This window comes from Paenibacillus cookii, assembly GCF_018333375.1.
GTDB classification, from domain to species: domain Bacteria; phylum Bacillota; class Bacilli; order Paenibacillales; family Paenibacillaceae; genus Paenibacillus_AQ; species Paenibacillus_AQ cookii.
Window position 1 is genome coordinate 1 of sequence record NZ_BORW01000056.1, and the last position, 18336, is coordinate 18336.

General features: G+C 54.5%; 19 protein-coding genes and 1 riboswitch. Of the genes, 10 read left to right on the forward strand and 9 right to left on the reverse strand.

Annotated features, from left to right (window positions below; translation table 11 throughout):
• Positions 1–181: 181 nt before the first annotated feature.
• Entirely contained in the window at positions 182–799 is a 618-nt protein-coding gene (locus tag KI367_RS25605) for a GTP pyrophosphokinase (protein WP_081992265.1), read from the reverse strand.
• 394 nt (positions 800–1193) lie between these two features.
• The gene (locus KI367_RS25610; RefSeq protein ID WP_036708747.1) at positions 1194–1679 is read right to left on the reverse strand and encodes a MarR family winged helix-turn-helix transcriptional regulator; all 486 of its coding nucleotides are present in this window, start codon (positions 1677–1679) and stop codon (positions 1194–1196) included.
• Between the two features lie 277 nt (positions 1680–1956).
• Here KI367_RS25610 and KI367_RS25615 point away from each other — a divergent pair, with 277 nt between their 5' ends.
• Genes KI367_RS25615 through KI367_RS25625 form a run of 3 tightly spaced genes read left to right on the forward strand, consistent with a single transcriptional unit; the run spans position 1957 to position 5300 of the window.
• The gene (locus KI367_RS25615; RefSeq protein WP_212952950.1) at positions 1957–2706 is read left to right on the forward strand and encodes an SDR family NAD(P)-dependent oxidoreductase; all 750 of its coding nucleotides are present in this window, start codon (positions 1957–1959) and stop codon (positions 2704–2706) included.
• A gap of 20 nt (positions 2707–2726) precedes the next feature.
• A complete protein-coding gene (locus KI367_RS25620) occupies positions 2727–3164 on the forward strand; it encodes an SgcJ/EcaC family oxidoreductase (RefSeq protein WP_052146911.1) in 438 nt (145 codons plus the stop codon).
• 48 nt (positions 3165–3212) lie between these two features.
• Positions 3213–5300 carry a multicopper oxidase family protein gene (locus KI367_RS25625; protein WP_212952954.1) on the forward strand — a complete coding sequence of 696 codons (2088 nt, stop codon included), beginning with the start codon at positions 3213–3215 and terminating at the stop codon, positions 5298–5300.
• 148 nt (positions 5301–5448) lie between these two features.
• Here KI367_RS25625 and KI367_RS25630 read toward each other — a convergent pair whose 3' ends face one another.
• Positions 5449–7590 (reverse strand): ATP-dependent helicase, encoded by a 2142-nt coding sequence (locus KI367_RS25630; RefSeq protein WP_212952957.1) that lies wholly within the window; start codon positions 7588–7590, stop codon positions 5449–5451.
• Between the two features lie 336 nt (positions 7591–7926).
• Between KI367_RS25630 and KI367_RS25635 the strand changes: the two genes are divergently transcribed.
• Together KI367_RS25635 and KI367_RS25640 are read left to right on the forward strand one after the other, a co-directional pair.
• Positions 7927–8724 carry a hypothetical protein gene (locus KI367_RS25635; protein WP_036708757.1) on the forward strand — a complete coding sequence of 266 codons (798 nt, stop codon included), beginning with the start codon at positions 7927–7929 and terminating at the stop codon, positions 8722–8724.
• Positions 8725–8803: 79 nt separating this feature from the next.
• A complete protein-coding gene (locus KI367_RS25640) occupies positions 8804–9616 on the forward strand; it encodes a TrmB family transcriptional regulator (RefSeq protein ID WP_212952960.1) in 813 nt (270 codons plus the stop codon).
• 156 nt (positions 9617–9772) lie between these two features.
• Here KI367_RS25640 and KI367_RS25645 read toward each other — a convergent pair whose 3' ends face one another.
• A complete protein-coding gene (locus KI367_RS25645) occupies positions 9773–10423 on the reverse strand; it encodes an NUDIX hydrolase (protein WP_212952963.1) in 651 nt (216 codons plus the stop codon).
• A gap of 87 nt (positions 10424–10510) precedes the next feature.
• Between KI367_RS25645 and KI367_RS25650 the strand changes: the two genes are divergently transcribed.
• Positions 10511–10816 (forward strand): hypothetical protein, encoded by a 306-nt coding sequence (locus KI367_RS25650; protein ID WP_212952966.1) that lies wholly within the window; start codon positions 10511–10513, stop codon positions 10814–10816.
• Positions 10817–10883: 67 nt separating this feature from the next.
• Here the strand turns inward: KI367_RS25650 and mscL are convergent, their stop codons facing one another.
• Positions 10884–11375 (reverse strand): large conductance mechanosensitive channel protein MscL, encoded by a 492-nt coding sequence (gene mscL / locus KI367_RS25655; RefSeq protein WP_212952969.1) that lies wholly within the window; start codon positions 11373–11375, stop codon positions 10884–10886.
• Positions 11376–11566: 191 nt separating this feature from the next.
• Positions 11567–11667: riboswitch (purine riboswitch) on the forward strand.
• Between the two features lie 216 nt (positions 11668–11883).
• Here mscL and KI367_RS25660 point away from each other — a divergent pair.
• Positions 11884–12453: a xanthine phosphoribosyltransferase gene (locus tag KI367_RS25660; RefSeq protein ID WP_212952972.1), complete on the forward strand. Its 570-nt coding sequence runs from the start codon at positions 11884–11886 to the stop codon at positions 12451–12453.
• 36 nt (positions 12454–12489) lie between these two features.
• Positions 12490–13830 carry a nucleobase:cation symporter-2 family protein gene (locus tag KI367_RS25665; RefSeq protein ID WP_036708772.1) on the forward strand — a complete coding sequence of 447 codons (1341 nt, stop codon included), beginning with the start codon at positions 12490–12492 and terminating at the stop codon, positions 13828–13830.
• Positions 13831–13875: 45 nt separating this feature from the next.
• Here KI367_RS25665 and KI367_RS25670 read toward each other — a convergent pair whose 3' ends face one another.
• From KI367_RS25670 to KI367_RS25685, 4 genes are all read right to left on the reverse strand, one after another.
• Positions 13876–14772 carry a diacylglycerol/lipid kinase family protein gene (locus tag KI367_RS25670; RefSeq protein WP_212952976.1) on the reverse strand — a complete coding sequence of 299 codons (897 nt, stop codon included), beginning with the start codon at positions 14770–14772 and terminating at the stop codon, positions 13876–13878.
• A 94-nt stretch (positions 14773–14866) separates the two neighbouring features.
• Entirely contained in the window at positions 14867–15208 is a 342-nt protein-coding gene (locus KI367_RS25675) for a DUF4870 domain-containing protein (RefSeq protein ID WP_212952979.1), read from the reverse strand.
• A gap of 125 nt (positions 15209–15333) precedes the next feature.
• Entirely contained in the window at positions 15334–15618 is a 285-nt protein-coding gene (locus KI367_RS25680; RefSeq protein WP_036708775.1) for a hypothetical protein, read from the reverse strand.
• Positions 15619–15707: 89 nt separating this feature from the next.
• The gene (locus tag KI367_RS25685; RefSeq protein WP_246537305.1) at positions 15708–16688 is read right to left on the reverse strand and encodes a serine hydrolase domain-containing protein; all 981 of its coding nucleotides are present in this window, start codon (positions 16686–16688) and stop codon (positions 15708–15710) included.
• A 396-nt stretch (positions 16689–17084) separates the two neighbouring features.
• Between KI367_RS25685 and KI367_RS25690 the strand changes: the two genes are divergently transcribed.
• Positions 17085–17273, forward strand: coding sequence for a hypothetical protein (locus KI367_RS25690; protein ID WP_036651115.1), 189 nt, complete (start codon positions 17085–17087; stop codon positions 17271–17273).
• Positions 17274–17435: 162 nt separating this feature from the next.
• A complete protein-coding gene (gene map / locus KI367_RS25695) occupies positions 17436–18185 on the forward strand; it encodes a type I methionyl aminopeptidase (RefSeq protein WP_036708778.1) in 750 nt (249 codons plus the stop codon).
• Positions 18186–18336 lie beyond the last annotated feature (151 nt).

An 18336-nucleotide genomic window follows, 5' to 3' on the forward strand; every position in this document is an offset into this window, starting at 1 on the left:
AGTGAAAGAGACAAATTACACTGAGCCTGAACAATTTATTGTCAGGCTAGCGTCTTTAGGCGCAGTTTGGCAACAGGGGGTTATACCCCAAGTGCAAACCACCCGTTGGACGGGTGGTTATGATTGCAACGATGACTTTTCGTCCGCTGTCGTTCATGGAGCACACGGGGAAATTTCTGCCCTATTCCTCCTGCACTTCCTGCAATTCCTGCGGATAATACTCCCCGGCCGACGCCAGGATTTCGTCGCGCAAGCGAAGCATTTGATGATCCAGCTTATCCGCGGCCACGGCCGCTTCCTTCAATTCGGTCACGACGTGGCGCGGAACCTGTTTATCGTATTTGTAAAAAATGATATGTTCCATGCTGGCCCAGAAATCCATCGCTAACGTCCGCATTTGAATTTCGACCTTCATCCAGCGCGTGCCTTCGAACAAAATGAGCGGGACCTCGACTATGACATGGAGGCTCTGGTAACCGTTAGGTTTTGGATTGGCGATGTAATCCTTGATTTCGATGATGCGAATATCGTCCCGATGCGAAAAATGATCGAGCAGACGGTAAATGTCCTGCACGAAAGCGCACACGATCCGCATGCCGGCAATATCGTGAATATGGTTCAAGATATTGTCCAGCGTAAACTCGATGCCCTTGCGCTCCAGTTTATTGATAATGCTTTTGGGTTCCTTGATCCGGACCTTGATATGTTCGATCGGGCTGTAGCCGTCTTGAAGCTTCAGCTCGGTCTTGATGAGTTTGATCTTGTTTTGGAGCTCCTCCAGGGCAAGCTTATAAAGCATCGGAAGCCTTTTCCATTCATTGAATTGGTTCAGCAAATTGTTCTCGATATCAAGCTTTTCCAAATCCTTCAGGGTGACAGAGCCCACTGCAAGCTGATGATTCGATTCTTCTTTCAATGGTCGGTTCTCCTATATCTGCTTTTTTTGATGTGCCTTGCGACCGGATGCATGCTCCGATCCTCTACACTTATTTTACCTGAAAAGACGGACCCATGGCAAAAGCGTCATATGGGAATTGCGGATCTTCGTCATTTACCAAAAGATATCTGAAAGCAGCGGTTATATTCGAAACATCGGCTCATGAGGTTGATAAACCTCAACGAAGAAAAACCCTTAAGCATCCCGTTTTTGGGGAAAGCTCAAGGGTTTTTGCTGTACAGTACGGGCGGCGCTTTTAAGGTTGATTCTTCATTTTTTCCATTTCAGCCAACGTCATGTCATTGCATAGCCGGATAAATTCAAGGATCAAACGCGTTTGTTCCTCATCGTACCGCGAAAGGATCTGAAGCGTCGACTGCATGATCGACTCGAACTGGGGAGAGATTCGGGACGAGCTGCCTTCGGCAGGTTTGACTACGACGCGCCGCCGATCTTTCGGGTCCTTATCCCTAACGACATAACCGGCCTGCTCCAATCGGTCGATCACGTTGGTCACAGCGCCTGTGGTTAGTCCGGTTAATTCAGCCAGCTGACCGGCGGTAACGGGTCCGGTGCGATTCAAAAAATCCAGGCACTTGTGGTCGGTTGCATTCAACCCCAATTTTTCGGAAATGAGTTGGTGCAGCATCACCGCCCGCGCGCTGTTTTGGCGTAATTCGTAAACCAGATCCTGTTGCAACGGAGTAAGGTCTGAAAAAAGATGGGAATGATCTCTTGACATTATCTAACCTCCAAGTTATTATAAATTTATCTTAATCGGTTAAGATAAATAATCGATAAAGATAAATAATTTATCAAGAAACTTTATCCGCAAAGATAATATGTCACAAGTATACCATAAGGCTGCATGATCGCCAAATATGATCCGCGTAAGAGCCAATGAGGGCGAAATAAAGTGAAAGAAAGCGGTGGTACGGAGTTCGCAAGCTATGACTTGATTTTGGGATTTCCTTATGGAGAAAAAAGCAAAAAATTTTAATTGATGGAGGGTACTGCGGATGGATTACGGTTTACGTGGAAAAGTGGTTTTGATTACCGGGGGTTCACGGGGAATTGGCAGAGCGACCGCCCGGAAGTTCGCTGCAGAAGGCGCTCACGTCTACATTACCTATTTGAGGGATCGAAGCGAGGCGGACCGAACGATCGACGATATTCACATGTCCGGAGGTTCTGCCCAGGCGGTCCAGCTATCCTTGAATGACGAGCAAAGCATCCATCGGGTGAGCAATCAAGTGAAGGAAGAGAGGGGCCGATTGGATGTGCTCGTGAATAATGCCGTGTATTGGGGGCAAGAAGCCCCGATCGAGGATCTTGCGAACGAGGCGTGGTTTTCCGTCATCGATCAGACCGTCAAGGGGACGTACCTCATTACGAAAGCGGCCGTTCCGCTTATGAAGCAGGGGGGATGGGGGCGACTGATTCATGTTTCCTCCAGCCTGGTTTACAGCGGCAAACCGAATGAATCCGCCAACGTAACCGCTAAAGCAGCCTTGCACGGATTCAGCCGCACCTTGGCGGTAGAGCTGGCCTCAGATGGGATCTATTCCAATGTGGTTATTCCCGAATTAACGTTATCCGAATGGGTGTCGCACGCGTTCCCGCAACAGATGCTCGAAGAATACGCCCAATCGTTTCCGACCCAAAGAATGGGGACCCTGGAAGATGTCGCTAATTTGATCGTTTATTTGGGATCGACGGCAAACAGTTTCGTAAATGGCGAAGAAATCCGCGTTACAGGCGGTAAATAACAAAGGGAGAGTGAATGAACATGGAAAATCGCAACCAAATGAAAGAAATTGAAAGCTTGTTTGAGAAGATGAAGCTGGCTTGGGGCAAAGGAGACGGAGAGGCTTACGGCGCATGTTTCACGGAGGATGCCGACTATGTCACGTTTCAGGGGGAGCATCTGCAAGGACGAAAAGCGATTGCCGATACGCATCAAGAACTTTGGAACAGCGTATTAAAGGGATCGACGCTGGAAGGCGAGATCAAGAAAATCCGTTTCGTGACACCGGACATCGCGATTTTTCATGGACTCGGCGTCGTCAAACTCAAGTGGCAAAAAACAGCCCCGAAGAAAAGGGATTCGATAAATACGAATGTTGCCGTCAAACAAAACGGCGAGTGGAAGATAGCCGCTTTCCAGAATAGCCGGATCTCGGGCCCGAGCCTCATGCAAAAAATATTTACGAAGCTTAGCAAATAAATTTTATTGAAGATACCCGGCTATTTTGACGGTGGAAAGGAAAACGCAATGTTCGAAACGATTGCAAGTATGATGTTAACCTATGCGATGACGGCACTATGGTTTATCGTCGGTACGGGAGCCGCGGGGCTCCCGTACGTTCAAAGTCATCGCCGGCTGAAAGTCTGGGCAATGCTATTGCGCTGCATAAGTTATATCGGTCTTGCATTGGCCTTGTTATGGTGCATCCTGATCGTCAGCCTGTACGTTAGGTGCGGCTGGTTGTTCGTTGAGGGCATCGTCAAATCGATTTTTCCCATCATGTTGATCGGTTATATCCCCGTGGTTTTGTACACGCTCCCCCGCTTAAGAAGCTTTCGAGCATCCAGTCCCGACAAATGGCCTTCCGATACGCTGATCAAAACAAGCCATCCCATGCTCGTGATCCCGCCCTATGCGGCAGCTTTCGGTTCAGGCATTGCGGCTTTTCATACGATTTTTTCGCAACCGACCCTTCCGAGCCTGCTCGAAACGGCACAGATGATCGTTCTGTTTCTCCTCGTTCAGGTTTTCCCTTCCCTTTTCGTCATCAGGAGACATCGGGCGATTCTGAAGGGGGCATTCACTGCGGCTCCTTTTTGGAAAAGGCTGTTGAAGTTCTCGGTGTCGGGTGCGGCGACGGCGATCGTAGCCATTGCGGTCGTGGTCGTTCAGGCTTGGGCAGACTTTAATGCGTCGAAACTGCCGGAGGCTTCGGATATGATGAATCATCAATGGATGGACGAAGGAAGCGGTACGCCGACCATGATGATGTCCGGACATCATAACCATGCAAATATGGTGGAAGTATCGGCGCTTACGGGAGACGTTTCTGTTCCTGCGGATACTACGTATCTGCTCGTCGCGCAGAAGCGGGAAATGACGCTTGCATCGGGTGCCGTGGTCGAAGCCTGGACATATAACGGGGAGGTGGCTCCCGAGCTAAGAGCGCAGCAAGGAGATATGGTAGAAGTAAAGCTGATCAACAAGAATATCGATAAAGGAGTAACGATCCATTGGCATGGATACGATGTGCCGAACGCCATGGACGGCGTGCCCGGCATGACCCAAAACGTTGTCAATCCCGGGGAATCCTTCACTTATAAGTTTCGCGCCGAACAAGCGGGGACGTATTGGTTCCACTCCCACCAGCAGGCGGCAGAGCAAGTACGCAACGGTCTGTTCGGGTCTTTTATCGTTGAACCCAAAAAGGAGACGATCCGCTACGATGAAGAGGTCACGCTCATCAATCATAACTGGAATACCGATCAAGGGGAGCGGACGGCTTTTGGGGATCAGGATCGTATGCAAAGGAAGCAGGTGGAGCCGGGGAAGATCATCAAGCTGAGGCTCATCAATGCCAATAATCAATCCCAGAAGTATTTGTTGCAAGGGAGCGATTATAAAATCACGAGTATTGACGGTACTCCCATTCAGCAGCCGGAGTCTTTGTCGGATCAAACCGCATTCAGACTGGCGGCCGGCGGAAGATACGACGTCTCTTTTACGATGCCGGATCATCCGGTGCTTTTGAAATTGGGCGAATCTACGGATGCCGAGGGACCGGGTATCCTTTTTTACGGCGATTCTCCGCCGGACACCATCCGGTTTCAAACGGAATCCAGCCTGTTTGATCCGTCCCGGTACGGAAAGCCTGCCGTGAATGAATGGACTGCTGCGACTGAGTTCGATAGGGAATTTACGATGATATTGGGAAACAGGATGGGATTTTACAACGGAAAATTCAACTATCTTTGGACCATTAACGGAGAAGTTTATCCCCATACGCCCACTCTTGTCGTCAAGGAAGGCGAGAAAATCAAAACGACCTTCATCAATAAAAGCCTCTCCGAGCATCCGATGCATCTTCACGGACATCATATGACGGTATTGAAGAAAAACGGGAAAAGCGTCGAGACGCCTTGGGTAACCGATACATTAAACGTCAATCCGGACGAAACGTATGAGGTGGCATTTACTGCCGACAACCCGGGTATGTGGATGGATCACTGTCATATACTCGACCATGCTGCGGTCGGCATGATGCTGCATCTGATGTATGACAATGTGATCCCCTCTTTTGAAGCGGGAACGAGATCGGGAAACATGCCCGAATAGCGCCAAAAACTATATTGAAGCAAAAGACATAGCAAATATTTACATCCATATAAAAAGGCAGCCGACTTCTTTCAGTCGGCCGCCTTTTTTAACTAACCGCCAGATTTCTGGGCATTTCCCCGCCACCGGCAGAGGACATTCCCGACAGTTATCGCCGGGTACGCTGCTTGGAACCCGCGGCAGGGCGGGTCGAAGCGGATTTGGATTCCTTGGCGGGTTTGATGCCGTAGGCCTCCAGCAAAAACCGCGACGGAGCGGCAGGTTTGCTGTGGTAATAGGCCGGCGAACTGATGTACAGCCGCTCCTTGGCCCGGGTCACGGCCACATAAGCGAGCCTTCGCTCCTCTTCCAGGGCCGCCTCATAAATTTGTTCCTCCGCCGCTTCGGGACGGACGGCTTTGAGCTCCTCCGGCGGTTTGTCTTTCAGGGCCGTGCTGTGCGGGAGAATGCCTTCGCTGGCCCCGATCAAATAAACGTACGGGAATTCAAGCCCTTTGGCCCGGTGGATGGTCATGAGCTGGACGGCATCGCCTTCGTTTTTGTCCTTCAGCGCCTCCATTCGGGCATGGCGCAAGGACAGCTCGTCCGCATAAGCGACAAACCGCTCCACCGAATCAAAACGCGCCGCGGCGCTTTCGAGTTCCTCGAGCGAATCGAGAACCATGTCCCTGTATTGCGTATATACAAGGGGATCGCCCGCCTGCACGTATTTATCGTAAAAAAGGCGGCGCATTTCCTGAAGCGCATAGGCGGGCTTCATCGCTTTCAATGATTTGATCAGCCGGATCCGCTCTTTCACGGCGTCCTGCTGGAACGATTGCAGCCTGCTCCAGCGCGTCAGATGAATAAGGGGATATTTCTTCCGGGTTTCCTTTTCCTGCGCCAGAATGAAGGCATGGCCTTCTTCCCTGGGGACGTAAAGCGGGCCGAGCGCGCCCGGCAAAGCCTCCATTCGGCGCGGATTCAGGCTGAGCCGCAAATGGTCCATCAGCGGCTTGATCAGCGGCTGGTCGTAAAACACGGCCTGGCTGCCGTATTGCACGAACGGAATGTCGCGCATGAGCAGCTGCTCCAGAACGGCGCGGCTGCTGCCCGCGGTCCGGTGCAAAATGGCGATATCCTTATACGCGGCTTTGCCGCTCCGCACCTGGCGGGCGAGATGATCCACGACCCATGCGGCTTCCTCCTCGGGATGGGAAGGCCGGACATATTGCGGCATCCGCCCGGACGGGCCTGCAGCCTTGAGATCCTTCGGGCGGCGGGCCCGGTTATGGCGCACGATGGCGCCGCCGAGTCCCAGGATCCGGCTGTCGCTCCGGTAATTGATATCGAGCGTGACGATTTTGCTTTCGGGATACAGCTTGTCGAATTCCAAAATCGACTCCTGGCGCGCTCCGTTAAACGTATATATGGTCTGGTCGTCGTCGCCGACCACGGCGAGGTTGCGGTGCGCCGCAGCGAGATATTGCACCAGCTCGTATTGAATCAGGTTCGTGTCCTGGAACTCGTCGACCATAATCCAAGCGTACCGGTTCTGCAGCCGTTTAAGGAACAGGCGGTCATCCATGCGCCGCCGCAGCTCCAGCAGGATGTCGTCGAAATCCCATAGATTCCGCTCCTGCTTCCAGTCTTCATAGGCTGTCAGAATATTCTTTACCGCCGCTTCATCGTCCGTTCGGTCCGGGAGCTCGTCGGCGCCTTTCCCCTGCATTTTCCATGCCGACAAAGCGGCAAGCAGCGTTTCGGGCTGGAAGGTCTGGGCGGAACCCATCCGCCTCAGAATCATTTTCATAATGGTGTGCTGGGCGCCGAATTCGCCCAAAATCTGCTCCTTGCATCCATTCCGCCGCAGCATCAGAAGGGCGAAAGAGTGGAACGTCCTGGCTTCGACGGCATGGGCGGCGGCCGGTCCGACGCCGGGCATGCGGGCGATTCGCTCCTTGATTTCGCGCGCCGCTTTGCTCGTGAACGTCACGAGCAAAATACCGGACGCCGGCACGCGCCGGACCGCAAGCAGGTAAGCGGTTCGCGCCGCGAGCACCGTCGTTTTGCCGCAGCCGGCCCCGGCGAGGATCAGCATCGGGCCCTCCCCGTGCCGTACGGCCTTGATTTGCGGCGCATTCAGCAGGATGCCGCTATTCTCCAGCTCGCGGAAGAAGAAGGCGTCCGGTTCATCGTTTTTGACCAGCTCGCGGCTGGTCAGCGTAGGTGCGGTTTTGGCCTGCGGAGGCGCGGCCGAAGCCGGCACTTGGGCTGGAACGCCTGTCGGCGTCAGCTGCGTGTTTACCATGGCTGCACCCTCCTTATGTCTGAAAATATTGAAGTTATCGATTGCTTTTTTAGCAGTGGCACATGAAATTTGGTATGATATAAGCACCCTAAACCGCATGCAGTCCATTATAACCCGAGCGGCGGCGGGCAGAGAAGGCCAAAGAAGAGTCTTTTCGCACATTTCACAGCAAAGCCAAGGCATGGTATCTTTGTAGCATGAGGTTTTGATGTCATCCAACAAAAAACGACGCTATTAAACATAGGCTTGTACCAATGGACAAGCGCTGCATGGCTTGCCGGGCCTAATATGGATTCATACACGAGATGATCAATTGGGGAACTGGAGGAGAAATCAATGAAAATTTTGCAAAGGCTTAAGGACGGAGCGAACCGGGCGACGGAAAAGGCGCAGGGCGCCGTGGAAATCAGCAAGCTGAACAACCAGATTGCCGACGTCGAAAAAGAGATGCAATTTCATTTCATGGAAATGGGACGCGTTTTTTATGAGGGGTACAGCGAGGAGGACATGACGCTGGCCGAAAAAGAGATGCTCAAACATTGCAAAACCTGCGACGGGCTGCAGGAGGAGATCGAGCAGCTGCGCCGCCGGATCGCGGAGCTGAAAAACGAAAAGCTGTGCAAATGCGGGCGCACGGTCGAGCTGGACGCCAATTTCTGTCCTTCCTGCGGCAGAAGCCTGAAAGGCGAAGCGCCGGCAAGCGCGCGCGACGAAGGGCGCAAACCGCCCGCAGCCGCCAAATTCGAGGACGAAGACTTCGGCGAAACCAAAATTTACAGGGAACCGGTCGTCCAGGATGACGACGATTTCGAATTCGAGCTGGCGTTTGACAAGGAAGAAGCCGGAGCCGCCGCGGAAAGCTTGTACGATTTTCCGGGGGGCAACGACTGGAAGGAGCCGCAAGAAGAAGACTTCGCCGATGAACGGGAACGCCGCCAGGCGGAGGAGCTGGAGCGGGAACGCGAACGTCAGCTGGAATTGGATGAACGGATCCGGTTCTGGAAAGAAAACAACGACGGTAAGACCGAGGCGGCTGGAGCATCCCAGCGCGATTCGGTGAAGTGCCAAATCTGCCGCGCCGATCTGCCGAAGGGATCGAAATGGTGCCCTCGATGCGGAGCGGAACAGATCTAAACGGCACAATGCCTATCGGCCACGATATCAATCATTTAACGACTAACGCAAGGGTTTGGCAGCTTGGGAGGACAGAAGAATGGAACAATTGCTACAGCATCTGCGGAATTTGAACTTCACCGAGATGGAAGCAAAAATAATGGTGGAGTTGGCCGGCAAGGGCCCTTCCTCGGGTTACGAGGTGGCAAAAGGGCTCGGCGTTTCCAGATCCAACGTTTACGCCGCCCTGCAGCGCCTCGCGCAGCATGGATTTTTGCGCCGGAGCGCGGGGGAGCCGGTCCGCTACAGTATGCTGAAGCCTGAGGAACTGACGCGGATGATCTCCGGCCAGGTCAAGGAATCGCTCGCGTTTATCGAGACCAGAATGCCGAGAGTGGAATCGGAGCAGCAGCCGTTCTACAGCGTGGAGGGCGAGCGCAACGTGCTGGAGACGCTCTCCCGGGAGATGGAGCGGGCCGAATACGAAATCGTCGTCGACGTCTGGCGCGAGGAAGCGGCGCTGCTCAGGCAGGGCCTGGAAGAAGCGGAGGGACGCGGCGTCAAGCTGCTGTGGTCCTGCATGAGCGAGGAGGCCGGCAGCCGTTTCCTTCCTTGGCTTTCGTTCGGGCACCGGAAGGGCGGGGCGGCCTCGGGACGCCGATTTTCGTTTGTCATCGACCGCCGCTGGTGCATGCTGGGCATGCGGGGGGACGACTGCACGACGCAAGGGCTGGTGACGGAGCATCCGGTCATGGTCGAGCTGCTGCTGCATCATTTTACGCAGGAAATGGTGCTTTACGAGCTGGAGCAGGATATCGGCGAGGAGCTGTCGGAACGATACGGTCCGCGGTATGAGCGGATCTACAGCAAATACATCGGGCCGGACCAACCGAAGGATTCCGGTCGGGACTAGGCGGGCTGCGGGCGCAAGACGCGTCCGCCGGCCGCCCAAGGCAAGTTGTCGAGCGGGGCTCCCTTCGGCGCTTGAAGCCGGGGCGCCTGTCATTGAAGTTCATAGGTTTCGGGGATTGAAAAAGGACGCCGGGGGCGCCCTTTTGTTTTTAGCGTTTTATTTTTCATCCGGCCGCAGATGCTTTAACTTTTGGAACACATTGAGATAATCGTCATATTTATGCGGCACGAATTGATGTATGCTTAGCGTGGCGGGGAACGTTTCCGGGGCGGCCTGCCCTTCCCGGAACGACGGGATTCCCGTCGCCGGAATGGCGTCCCTGCGGCCTTCGAACAGCGCGATGGCGTCGTCCAGCCGGGCTTCGTACAATCCCGCGACCTCTTCTTCCTGCAAGCGGTAAGCGGTGAGCGGAACATCGTGCAGCAGCCCGAACACGTAACATTTTTCCCTGTCGATAAACGATTTGCCGCCCGCCGTGCCTTCCGCGTAATGGTCGATCGTCCCGAGGGAGGTCAGCTGGTCCATCCGGACCGGGATGCCAAGCTCTTCCTCGACTTCCCGAATGGCGTCTTCGACGGTTTCTCCCGCGGAAAGATGCCCGGCAGCCGTAATGTCGAAATGCCCGGGAAAGGTATCCTTGCTGTCCTGCCGTTTCTGGAACAAAATGTGCCGGCCCTCCGGCGTATCCCTGACGATCCAGCAGTGGAAGGAATGGTGGAGATAGCCTTTGGCATGCACCTCGTCCCGGGGCGCGGTACCGATTTTGCGATCGTGTTCATCATATATATCGAATAATTCCTGACTCATGGATGCACCTCCGGGGTTTTATGAACATCGATTCCGGCTCAACGTCCGCATCTGTACGATAGCTTATAAAAAAAGGAGAGAACGAGCATGGAATGCATCGTCCGCTTTGAAGTGAAATACAAACAGGAGACCAAACGCCTGCGCGGTTTGCTTTTCGTCGAAAAGGGCAAAACGCCGGATACCGGGCAGCTCATCGACATGTTTAAGGACATGAATTACCACGTGGCGCTGGCGGATCCCGATAAGCTGCTGTTTACGCCCACGGCGGCCGGCCAGACGTTCGACCACATTCGGGTCCTCGAGCTGGACACCGGGGAAGCCAAATACACCGAAGACCGGGATTTGAAAAAGGTCGTCACTACGCTGCTGCCGCAAAGGCCGCTAGGCCTGTAGCCTAACGGCCTTTGCGACCTGATATTCGGACTTGGTCTTATTAGCCGGCAGCCGTAACGGGCGGCTTTTAGCCGTGCTCCGGCGAGCCTTCAAGCATCGAAGTGCAGTGTCCGCAGCGGGTAGCGGCCAAAGGGATCTCGGAAAGGCAATACGGACATTCCTTCGTCGTTTTTTCCGGCTCCGGCTGCTCCTCTTTTTTCTCCCGTTTCAGCCAGTTGATGCCTTTAACGAGCAGGAATATACAGAAAGCCACGATCAAGAAATCGATCACGACGTTGATGAACTGGCCGATCGCGATGACCGGGGCGCCGATATCTTGGGCTTCCTTTAACGTGTGTATGGGATTTCCGTTTGGTAGCGTTAGATTTGGTTTAAGCGGAATGATCAGTTGACCGAAATTCACGCCCCCCAAAAGCAGCCCGATCGGCGGCATTACGATGTCGTTGACGACCGACGTAACGATTTTGCCGAATGCGCCCCCGATGATGACGCCGACCGCCAGGTCAACCACGTTGCCGCGGACGGCAAATTCCTTGAATTCTTTTAAAAAGCCCTTCAATGCGCTTCCCTCCCGATGTTTTCGAATCTATCTGCTGACCAGTATGAAACATGCCACTAAAGTATAAACGAGATTCGCGCCGAAATCAGCAGAAACGGCCGATTTTTTGCGTTTTTTGCGTCCTCCATCAAATACCTCTTTATTTTTGGCCCGGTTTTGCGGTATACTTCATGCATTGTCTAATACGTTTTTGCAAATTTTCATAGGTTTCTCGTATATGTGCAGGAATGGGCCTGCATGTCTCTACCCGATCACCGGAAATGATCGGACTACGGGAATAACAAGCAACCCGGGCCAACGTCCCGGCGTCTTTTCGTTTGTTACCGTAAGTCCGCCCGGTTTCGTGTCCTGCCAGCAAGGCAGTTCCCGGAAGAGGCGGGCTTTTTTTGTCATGACATGGCAGGGAATGGCCGAATCGCGACGGATCGTCTTTTGCCGGGTTTCCGGGGAAGCCGCCGACGGAGATTGCAATGCCTTGAAAGAAAGAACTTTGGAGGGAGAAAAAACAATGCAGCTGCTGAAGGAGAAAGTCATGAAGGAAGGGATCGTGCTTAGCGATCAGGTGCTCAAGGTCGATTCGTTCCTGAACCACCAAATGGATCCGGTGTTGATGAAAGAGGTGGGCAAGGAGTTTAAACGGCTGTTTGCGGGACAAAAAATCGACCGCGTGCTGACGATCGAATCCTCGGGCATCGCGCCAGGCATCATGACGGCGCTTGAGCTGGAGGTTCCGCTCATTTTCGCCCGCAAGCAAAAGTCCCTGACGCTTCGCGAGGACATTTACGTGGAAAAGGTATATTCGTTTACGAAGCAGGAAACGAACGAAATTACCGTTTCCCGCAAGTTCATGCAGCCAGGGGAGCGCGTGCTGATCATCGACGACTTCCTGGCCAACGGGGAAGCGGCCTTCGGCCTTGCGCGCATCGTGGAGCAGGCGGGAGCGGAAGTGGCCGGCATCGGCATCGTCATCGAAAAAGCGTTCCAACCGGGCGGCCGTTTGCTGAAAGAAGCGGGCTACCATGTGGAGTCGCTCGTCCGCATCGCCGCCCTCGACAACGGCACCGTTACGTTTGCATAGAATCCAATCCAAAACTTCGGGAGGAATGAAATCCGTATGGAACCGACGAAGACAAGAAATCCATTCAAAACCTTTTCGTTAGGCATTCAGCACGTGCTTGCCATGTACGCGGGCGCGGTCATCGTGCCGCTGATCGTCGGGGGAGCGCTCAATTTTACGACGGAGCAGCTGACTTACCTGATTTCGATCGATTTGATGGCCTGCGGTTTGGCGACGCTGCTTCAAGTATGGGGCAACAAGTTTTTCGGCATCGGGCTTCCGGTCATGCTCGGCTGCGCGTTCCAGGCGGTGTCGCCGATGATCGCCATCGGCATGAAAGACGGAGTATCGGCCATTTACGGCGCGATCATCGCTTCAGGTCTTTTCGTCGTTTTGTTTTCGGGGCTGTTCGGCAAATTGATCGCCTTTTTCCCGCCGGTCGTTACCGGGTCCGTCGTTACGGTCATCGGGGTCACGCTCATTCCGGTGGCGCTGAACGATCTCGGCGGCGGGGACGGCGCGAAGGCGGCAGGGGAGTTCGGAAGCCTGCTGAACCTCGGGCTCGGTTTCGGGGTGCTGCTGTTCATCGTTTTGATGAACCGGTTCGCCAAAGGTTTTATCCGCTCCATATCGGTACTGATCGGACTTATTATCGGCACGCTCGTCGCCGCGCTGGCCGGGCATGTGGACTTGACGCCGCTGAAGGAAGCAAGCTGGTTCCATGCCGTCAGACCGTTCTATTTCGGAACGCCGACGTTCCATGCCTCCGCGATCATCACGATGATTCTGGTATCCATCGTCAGCATCGCCGAGTCGACGGGCGTATTTATGGCTCTCGGCAAAATCGTCGACAAGGACGTTTCCTCCAAGGATCTGGCACGGGGTTACCGGGCCGAAGGCTTGGCGATCGTGCTTGGCGGATTGTTTAACTCCTTCCCGTACACCACGTACTCGCAAAACGTCGGCCTCGTTCAAATGAGCCGCGTGAAAACGAGGGACGTCATCGTCGTGGCCGGGGGGATTCTGATCGTCATCGGATTCGTTCCGAAAATCGCGGCCTTGACGCAGCTGGTTCCGACTTCGGTGCTCGGCGGCGCGATGGTCGCCCTGTTCGGCATGGTCGTGTCTTCCGGCATCCGCATGCTGGGAGGCCAGGTCGACCTGAACAAGTTCGAAAACCTCTTTATCATCGCCTGCTCGGTCGGAATGGGACTGGGCGTGAGCGTTCATCCCGAATTGTTTGCGGCGCTGCCGGATTGGGCCCGCATTCTCGTCGATAACGGCATCGTGGCCGGAAGCGTCACGGCGATCGTTCTCAACTTGTTGTTTAACGGTCTTAAGGGCGGCGCGCTCTCCGGATCGAAGGACGCAGCCATGAAAGAAGGGCAAGCCGCGTAAGCGGGCTTGCCCCTTTTTTATGAAAAAAAACGATGATGGCTTAAGTTATGCGGCATATACCCGTAAAGCGTTCGGCTCAACTGTGATATCCAGCGGCCCCGCGGACAGGTTTTCCCCGTCCCCCAGCGCAAGCCTGTGCTGATCGAATTCGACGGAAATGGCTTGGCCGCGCAAAAACGTCACGAACGGCAGGTTGACGTGCTTTCCGGTTAGCACCGTCGGGAACAGGCGCAGAAGCTGCAGCCGCGAGCAGCCGTGCACGATGCAAATATCGAGCTGGCCGTCCCCCGGGTGGGCATCCGGACAGATCTGCAGTCCGCCTCCGTAACTGCTGACGTTGGAAATGGCGGTAAGCCACGCATTCGGATAAGCGCCCGTCACCCCGTCGCAGGCGACGGTGACGCCGCACGGCCTAAAGGTCAGCAGCGTATGCAGGATGCCCACGAGGTAGGCGGCCCGGCCGACCCTGAAAAAGTTGCATACCTTTTTATAAAGGCTGGCATTGACGTTTTCGGCTACTTGCGCGTCGAAACCGATGGCCAGTGCCGTCAAAGTCAGCCCGTTTGCTGTCGCGATCAAATCCGCTGCCCGGGTCCGGCCTGCAAGCATGATGTCGAGGGCGGACAACGGATCATGCGGGATGCCGAAGCCGCGCGCCGTGTCGTTGCCCGAGCCGGCGGGAATGACGGCAAGCGGGATCCCGAACTCCTTCAGGGCCGGCAGCACGCTGTGAATCGTGCCGTCGCCGCCGATGACGGCAACGCCAAGCCAATGTTCGGGCTCGGATAGCGTGGCGGCGACCACGTCCTCCGCCTGGCCGGCGCTTTCGGTGAATACGTGCCGGTAGCGGATCAAGCGCGCGTCGAGAGCGGCCCTGATTTTGATCCAGGTCCGGTAGCCGTTGCCGTTGCCGGACTTTTTATTGATCACGAACAAATACATTTTCTGTCTCCCCCATCGTCTCAATGAAACCCATGCTTTCATTGTAAGAACTCGGGAGGCAAAAGGGAATCAGGAAATGCAGGGGAGAAGGAATTCATAGATGATGCAGCTGTTTCTCGGCCAAATCGCCGATCCAAGGCAGCTTCAGCCATTTTCCTTGCAGGGAAGCGAATAAAAGGACGATCCACATCACCAGCGTCAAGATGGAAAGAAGACCGGCGATGAGCGGACCGATCAAGGGGATGAACCCGCACAGCACATGGGCGATCATGACCGCGCCGAAGGCAAGGACGGATTGCAGCGCATGGAACATGACGAAGCGGCTGCGCTTCTCCAGCGCGAGAAACACGATGCCGCCGATAAAAGCGAACAAATAGCAGAGGGAGGCGGAGATATTTTCGGGCAGGCCCGTCGACGATTTGAAAAAAGGGGACATGGTATGCACACTCCTTGTCTTGCGCGGGATTGTTGTATAAACATATGTCCGGCTGAGACAAGTTATGAAAGGTATGCAAACATAAAAAGCATCCCGGAAGCCGGGATGCTTTTTCGCTATATTGATTATTGTGCGTCCCCGCCTTGCTGCTGTCTGCGCGGATGCGTGATTTTCCCGATTTTATCGGTATCGTTTTCTTTAGGCACCAGGCGCTCGTCCGTCCGGCCTTCGTGATGGTTATCGAACAGAAACTCGCTGAGCTGCCATTCGGTCGTTCCCATGATCGGATCGGCAGGGAAGTTTTCACCCCGGTGCAGCACCTCTTCACGGCCCCATTCGTTGGTATAAACGCCGTCCACCTCGACCTCCTCGCGGGAAATCGGCAGCATGGCTTTGTTTTTATCGCCCATTTATTAGTCCTCCTTCATCGGTGTGTAAAAAAGCATCCTTGTCGTCGCATGCATACTTAAGTTTCCCTGGCATGCCGGGGATTATCCGGCTACGGGGCCTGGGCGACGGCTTCCAGGACGAATTCCTGCAGCAGCGGGCGCGGATTTTTCCACCGGCTGACCTTGCTGTCGGCCGTAAACACGACAACGGTGTCTTTTTCGGGAAAAAGGTAAATTTGCTGGCCCCCGTGCCCATGCGCGCAGCTGAACGTTTGGCCGTTCATTTTGCCGCACCACCAGCTGAACCCGTAATCCCCAAAGGCGGGATATCCTTCGGCATGGGGGCGAAGGGCCTCCGCAAGCCAGGAGGCCGGGATGACTTGCTCGCCGTTCCAGCGGCCGCCTTGAAGGCAGCACATTCCGAAGTTGGCCATATCCCGCGACGCGAGGAACAAACCGACATGCCCCATGCTGTGGTTTTCGGGACTGGCGAGCCACTCCGACGGTCCGATGCCCAGCGGTCCGAACAGGTTCCTTTTTGCAAAAGCATGCGCATCCATGCCCGTGCATTCGCTGAGAATGACGGACAGCAGATGCGTGTCGACGCTGCGGTATTGAAAACGGCCGACCATATCGGGAAGCACCGGCAGGGAAAGGGCAAAAGCGGTCCAGCGTTTGCTGCGGTGCAGGCGGCGGATCATCGGCTCCCCCAGCTTTTTGCCGGTCTGCCACGCAAAGCCGGTGGTCATCGTAAGGAGCCTGCGCAAGGTCAAAGACCGATGCAGGGCGGGGTCGACGTCTTTTGCGGCATAATGCCGGAGCAGCCCGAGCAGCGGCTCGTCCAATGCGGGAAGCAAACCTTGCCCCGATGCGATTCCGATCAGGACGGAGATGAAGCTTTTGGTTGCGGAGCGCAGGTCGTTAAGCGAACCGGCATCATGGCCCCCGTAATATTTTTCGTAAATGAGTTTGCCGCTCCGGGCAACCAGGAAGCTTCGCATCTTCGGGAAGGCTTCGTTGATTTTGGCGTGGGCCTGGTCCAGCAAACGGACATCGCAGCCGGCTTCCTCCGGTAACGAAACGGGCAGCACGCGAAGACCACCTCCTCAAGCTGAAATGATGCCCTGAAAAATCATTCTTATTATGGATTTAACCCTATCGGACGATGATAAATACAGGGATTTCTTTTTGCCCGGAACGTATCGCCCAAACCCGGCTTATTATCGTTCTTTAATCATGTAAAAAAAGTTAATCTATTCATTTTTTTGGAAAGCTGTATTCCTTGCAAGAATATGATACAATGAAAGGAGTGATTCAGTTTTTACGCTTTTAGGTTAAGTACCATTACAGAACCTTGAAGCGAGCAGCCGGGAGCGTTCAGCCCAAACCTAATAACTGCATATGACTACTTCTTGGTGTCAGGTAAGGTCTTTTCGGCATTCTCTTAATTGGAGCAATCCATTCAAGTGTCTTGGGAGGGAACTATCATGGCAACGAAAGGTCACAACGAAGTCAAAGAAAGTCTGCGGGAAATGACACGGATTTTCCGGCCTAAGGATCCGAAGAAGTTTGTGAAGGAATATGTCCGGAAGTATCATATCATGGGAGGATACGAAGAGGAACTCACCTCGGTTGTAGAACATGAACTGGGAAGAATGAATTCTTCCGTTTCTTAATCACTTTGAATATAACGTAAAATATTTGAACCGTATTCTGTGAACGAGCTTCACGCCGAATACGGTTTTTTTTGTAGACCTGCTGCAGGATGCCCGCGCCGATGCATATAGTGTACCATCCGCTTCCGGATAGCAGTATGCGTAGGCGAAAGGAGCAGCAGCATGGAGATCCGCTTGAAAAGCAAGGAAGAAATCGGGTATATGCGCGAAGCGGGGCGCATTCTATCGGCGTGTCACCGCGAAATTGCGCGGAGGATCGCTCCGGGGGTCACACCGCTTCAAATTGACGCTTTCGTCGAAGAATATCTGGCAAAGCACGGTGCCGTTCCGGAACAAAAGGGGTACCGCGGTTTTCCGTTTGCCACTTGTTCTTCCGTCAATGACGTCGTCTGCCACGGCTTTCCGAACGACGTTCCGTTGTCCGAAGGGGATGTGGTCACCATCGATATCGTCGTGAACAAAGACGGCTGGCTGGCGGATTCGGGCTGGAGTTATGGCGTCGGGAAGCTGGGCAGGCCGCAGCAGAGGCTGATGCTTCGAACGGAGCAGGCGCTTTATGCCGGCATCGACCAGGCCCGGATCGGCCATACCACCGGAGACATCGGGCACGCGATCGAAAAAGCGGCGAAAAAGGGCCGCTTCGGCGTCGTCAAGCCGCTTGTCGGCCATGGCATCGGAAGACGGCTTCACGAACCGCCGGATGTGCCGAGCTACGGTCGGCGCGGGGAGGGAGTCCGGCTCGTCGAAGGCATGGTCATTACCGTTGAACCGATCTTTACGTTGGGATCGACGGGAGCCGTCTTGTGGGAGGACGACGGTTGGACCATCCGGACGGCGGACGGCACCTGCGGCGTGCAGTTCGAGCACACGGTCGCGATCACGCCGGAAGGACCCTTCATCATTACCGCTTAAAAACCAAGGAGCCGGAAGGCTTCTTTTTTGTTTTAGGCTTTAGCCAGTTGAGCTCGCGAAGCGTGCGAAACAAAAAACCACCCGCTATGCGGGTGGAGGGAACGAGGGTTTGACCAACAAGACCATCCCGATAAAATTGAGATGTTCAGGC

Excerpts from the sequence above, each read along its gene's own strand:
- KI367_RS25640 (WP_212952960.1), top strand. The coding sequence starts at position 8,804 with ATGGAACAATTGCTACAGCATCTGCGGAATTTGAACTTCACCGAGATG.
- KI367_RS25605 (WP_081992265.1), bottom strand. The coding sequence starts at position 799 with ATGCTTTATAAGCTTGCCCTGGAGGAGCTCCAAAACAAGATCAAACTC.
- KI367_RS25675 (WP_212952979.1), bottom strand. The coding sequence starts at position 15,208 with ATGTCCCCTTTTTTCAAATCGTCGACGGGCCTGCCCGAAAATATCTCC.
- KI367_RS25635 (WP_036708757.1), top strand. The coding sequence starts at position 7,927 with ATGAAAATTTTGCAAAGGCTTAAGGACGGAGCGAACCGGGCGACGGAA.
- KI367_RS25665 (WP_036708772.1), top strand. The coding sequence starts at position 12,490 with ATGGAACCGACGAAGACAAGAAATCCATTCAAAACCTTTTCGTTAGGC.
- KI367_RS25625 (WP_212952954.1), top strand. The coding sequence starts at position 3,213 with ATGTTCGAAACGATTGCAAGTATGATGTTAACCTATGCGATGACGGCA.
- KI367_RS25650 (WP_212952966.1), top strand. The coding sequence starts at position 10,511 with ATGGAATGCATCGTCCGCTTTGAAGTGAAATACAAACAGGAGACCAAA.
- KI367_RS25620 (WP_052146911.1), top strand. The coding sequence starts at position 2,727 with ATGGAAAATCGCAACCAAATGAAAGAAATTGAAAGCTTGTTTGAGAAG.
- KI367_RS25615 (WP_212952950.1), top strand. The coding sequence starts at position 1,957 with ATGGATTACGGTTTACGTGGAAAAGTGGTTTTGATTACCGGGGGTTCA.
- map (WP_036708778.1), top strand. The coding sequence starts at position 17,436 with ATGGAGATCCGCTTGAAAAGCAAGGAAGAAATCGGGTATATGCGCGAA.
- KI367_RS25660 (WP_212952972.1), top strand. The coding sequence starts at position 11,884 with ATGCAGCTGCTGAAGGAGAAAGTCATGAAGGAAGGGATCGTGCTTAGC.
- KI367_RS25670 (WP_212952976.1), bottom strand. The coding sequence starts at position 14,772 with ATGTATTTGTTCGTGATCAATAAAAAGTCCGGCAACGGCAACGGCTAC.
- KI367_RS25645 (WP_212952963.1), bottom strand. The coding sequence starts at position 10,423 with ATGAGTCAGGAATTATTCGATATATATGATGAACACGATCGCAAAATC.
- KI367_RS25610 (WP_036708747.1), bottom strand. The coding sequence starts at position 1,679 with ATGTCAAGAGATCATTCCCATCTTTTTTCAGACCTTACTCCGTTGCAA.
- KI367_RS25630 (WP_212952957.1), bottom strand. The coding sequence starts at position 7,590 with ATGGTAAACACGCAGCTGACGCCGACAGGCGTTCCAGCCCAAGTGCCG.
- KI367_RS25680 (WP_036708775.1), bottom strand. The coding sequence starts at position 15,618 with ATGGGCGATAAAAACAAAGCCATGCTGCCGATTTCCCGCGAGGAGGTC.
- KI367_RS25690 (WP_036651115.1), top strand. The coding sequence starts at position 17,085 with ATGGCAACGAAAGGTCACAACGAAGTCAAAGAAAGTCTGCGGGAAATG.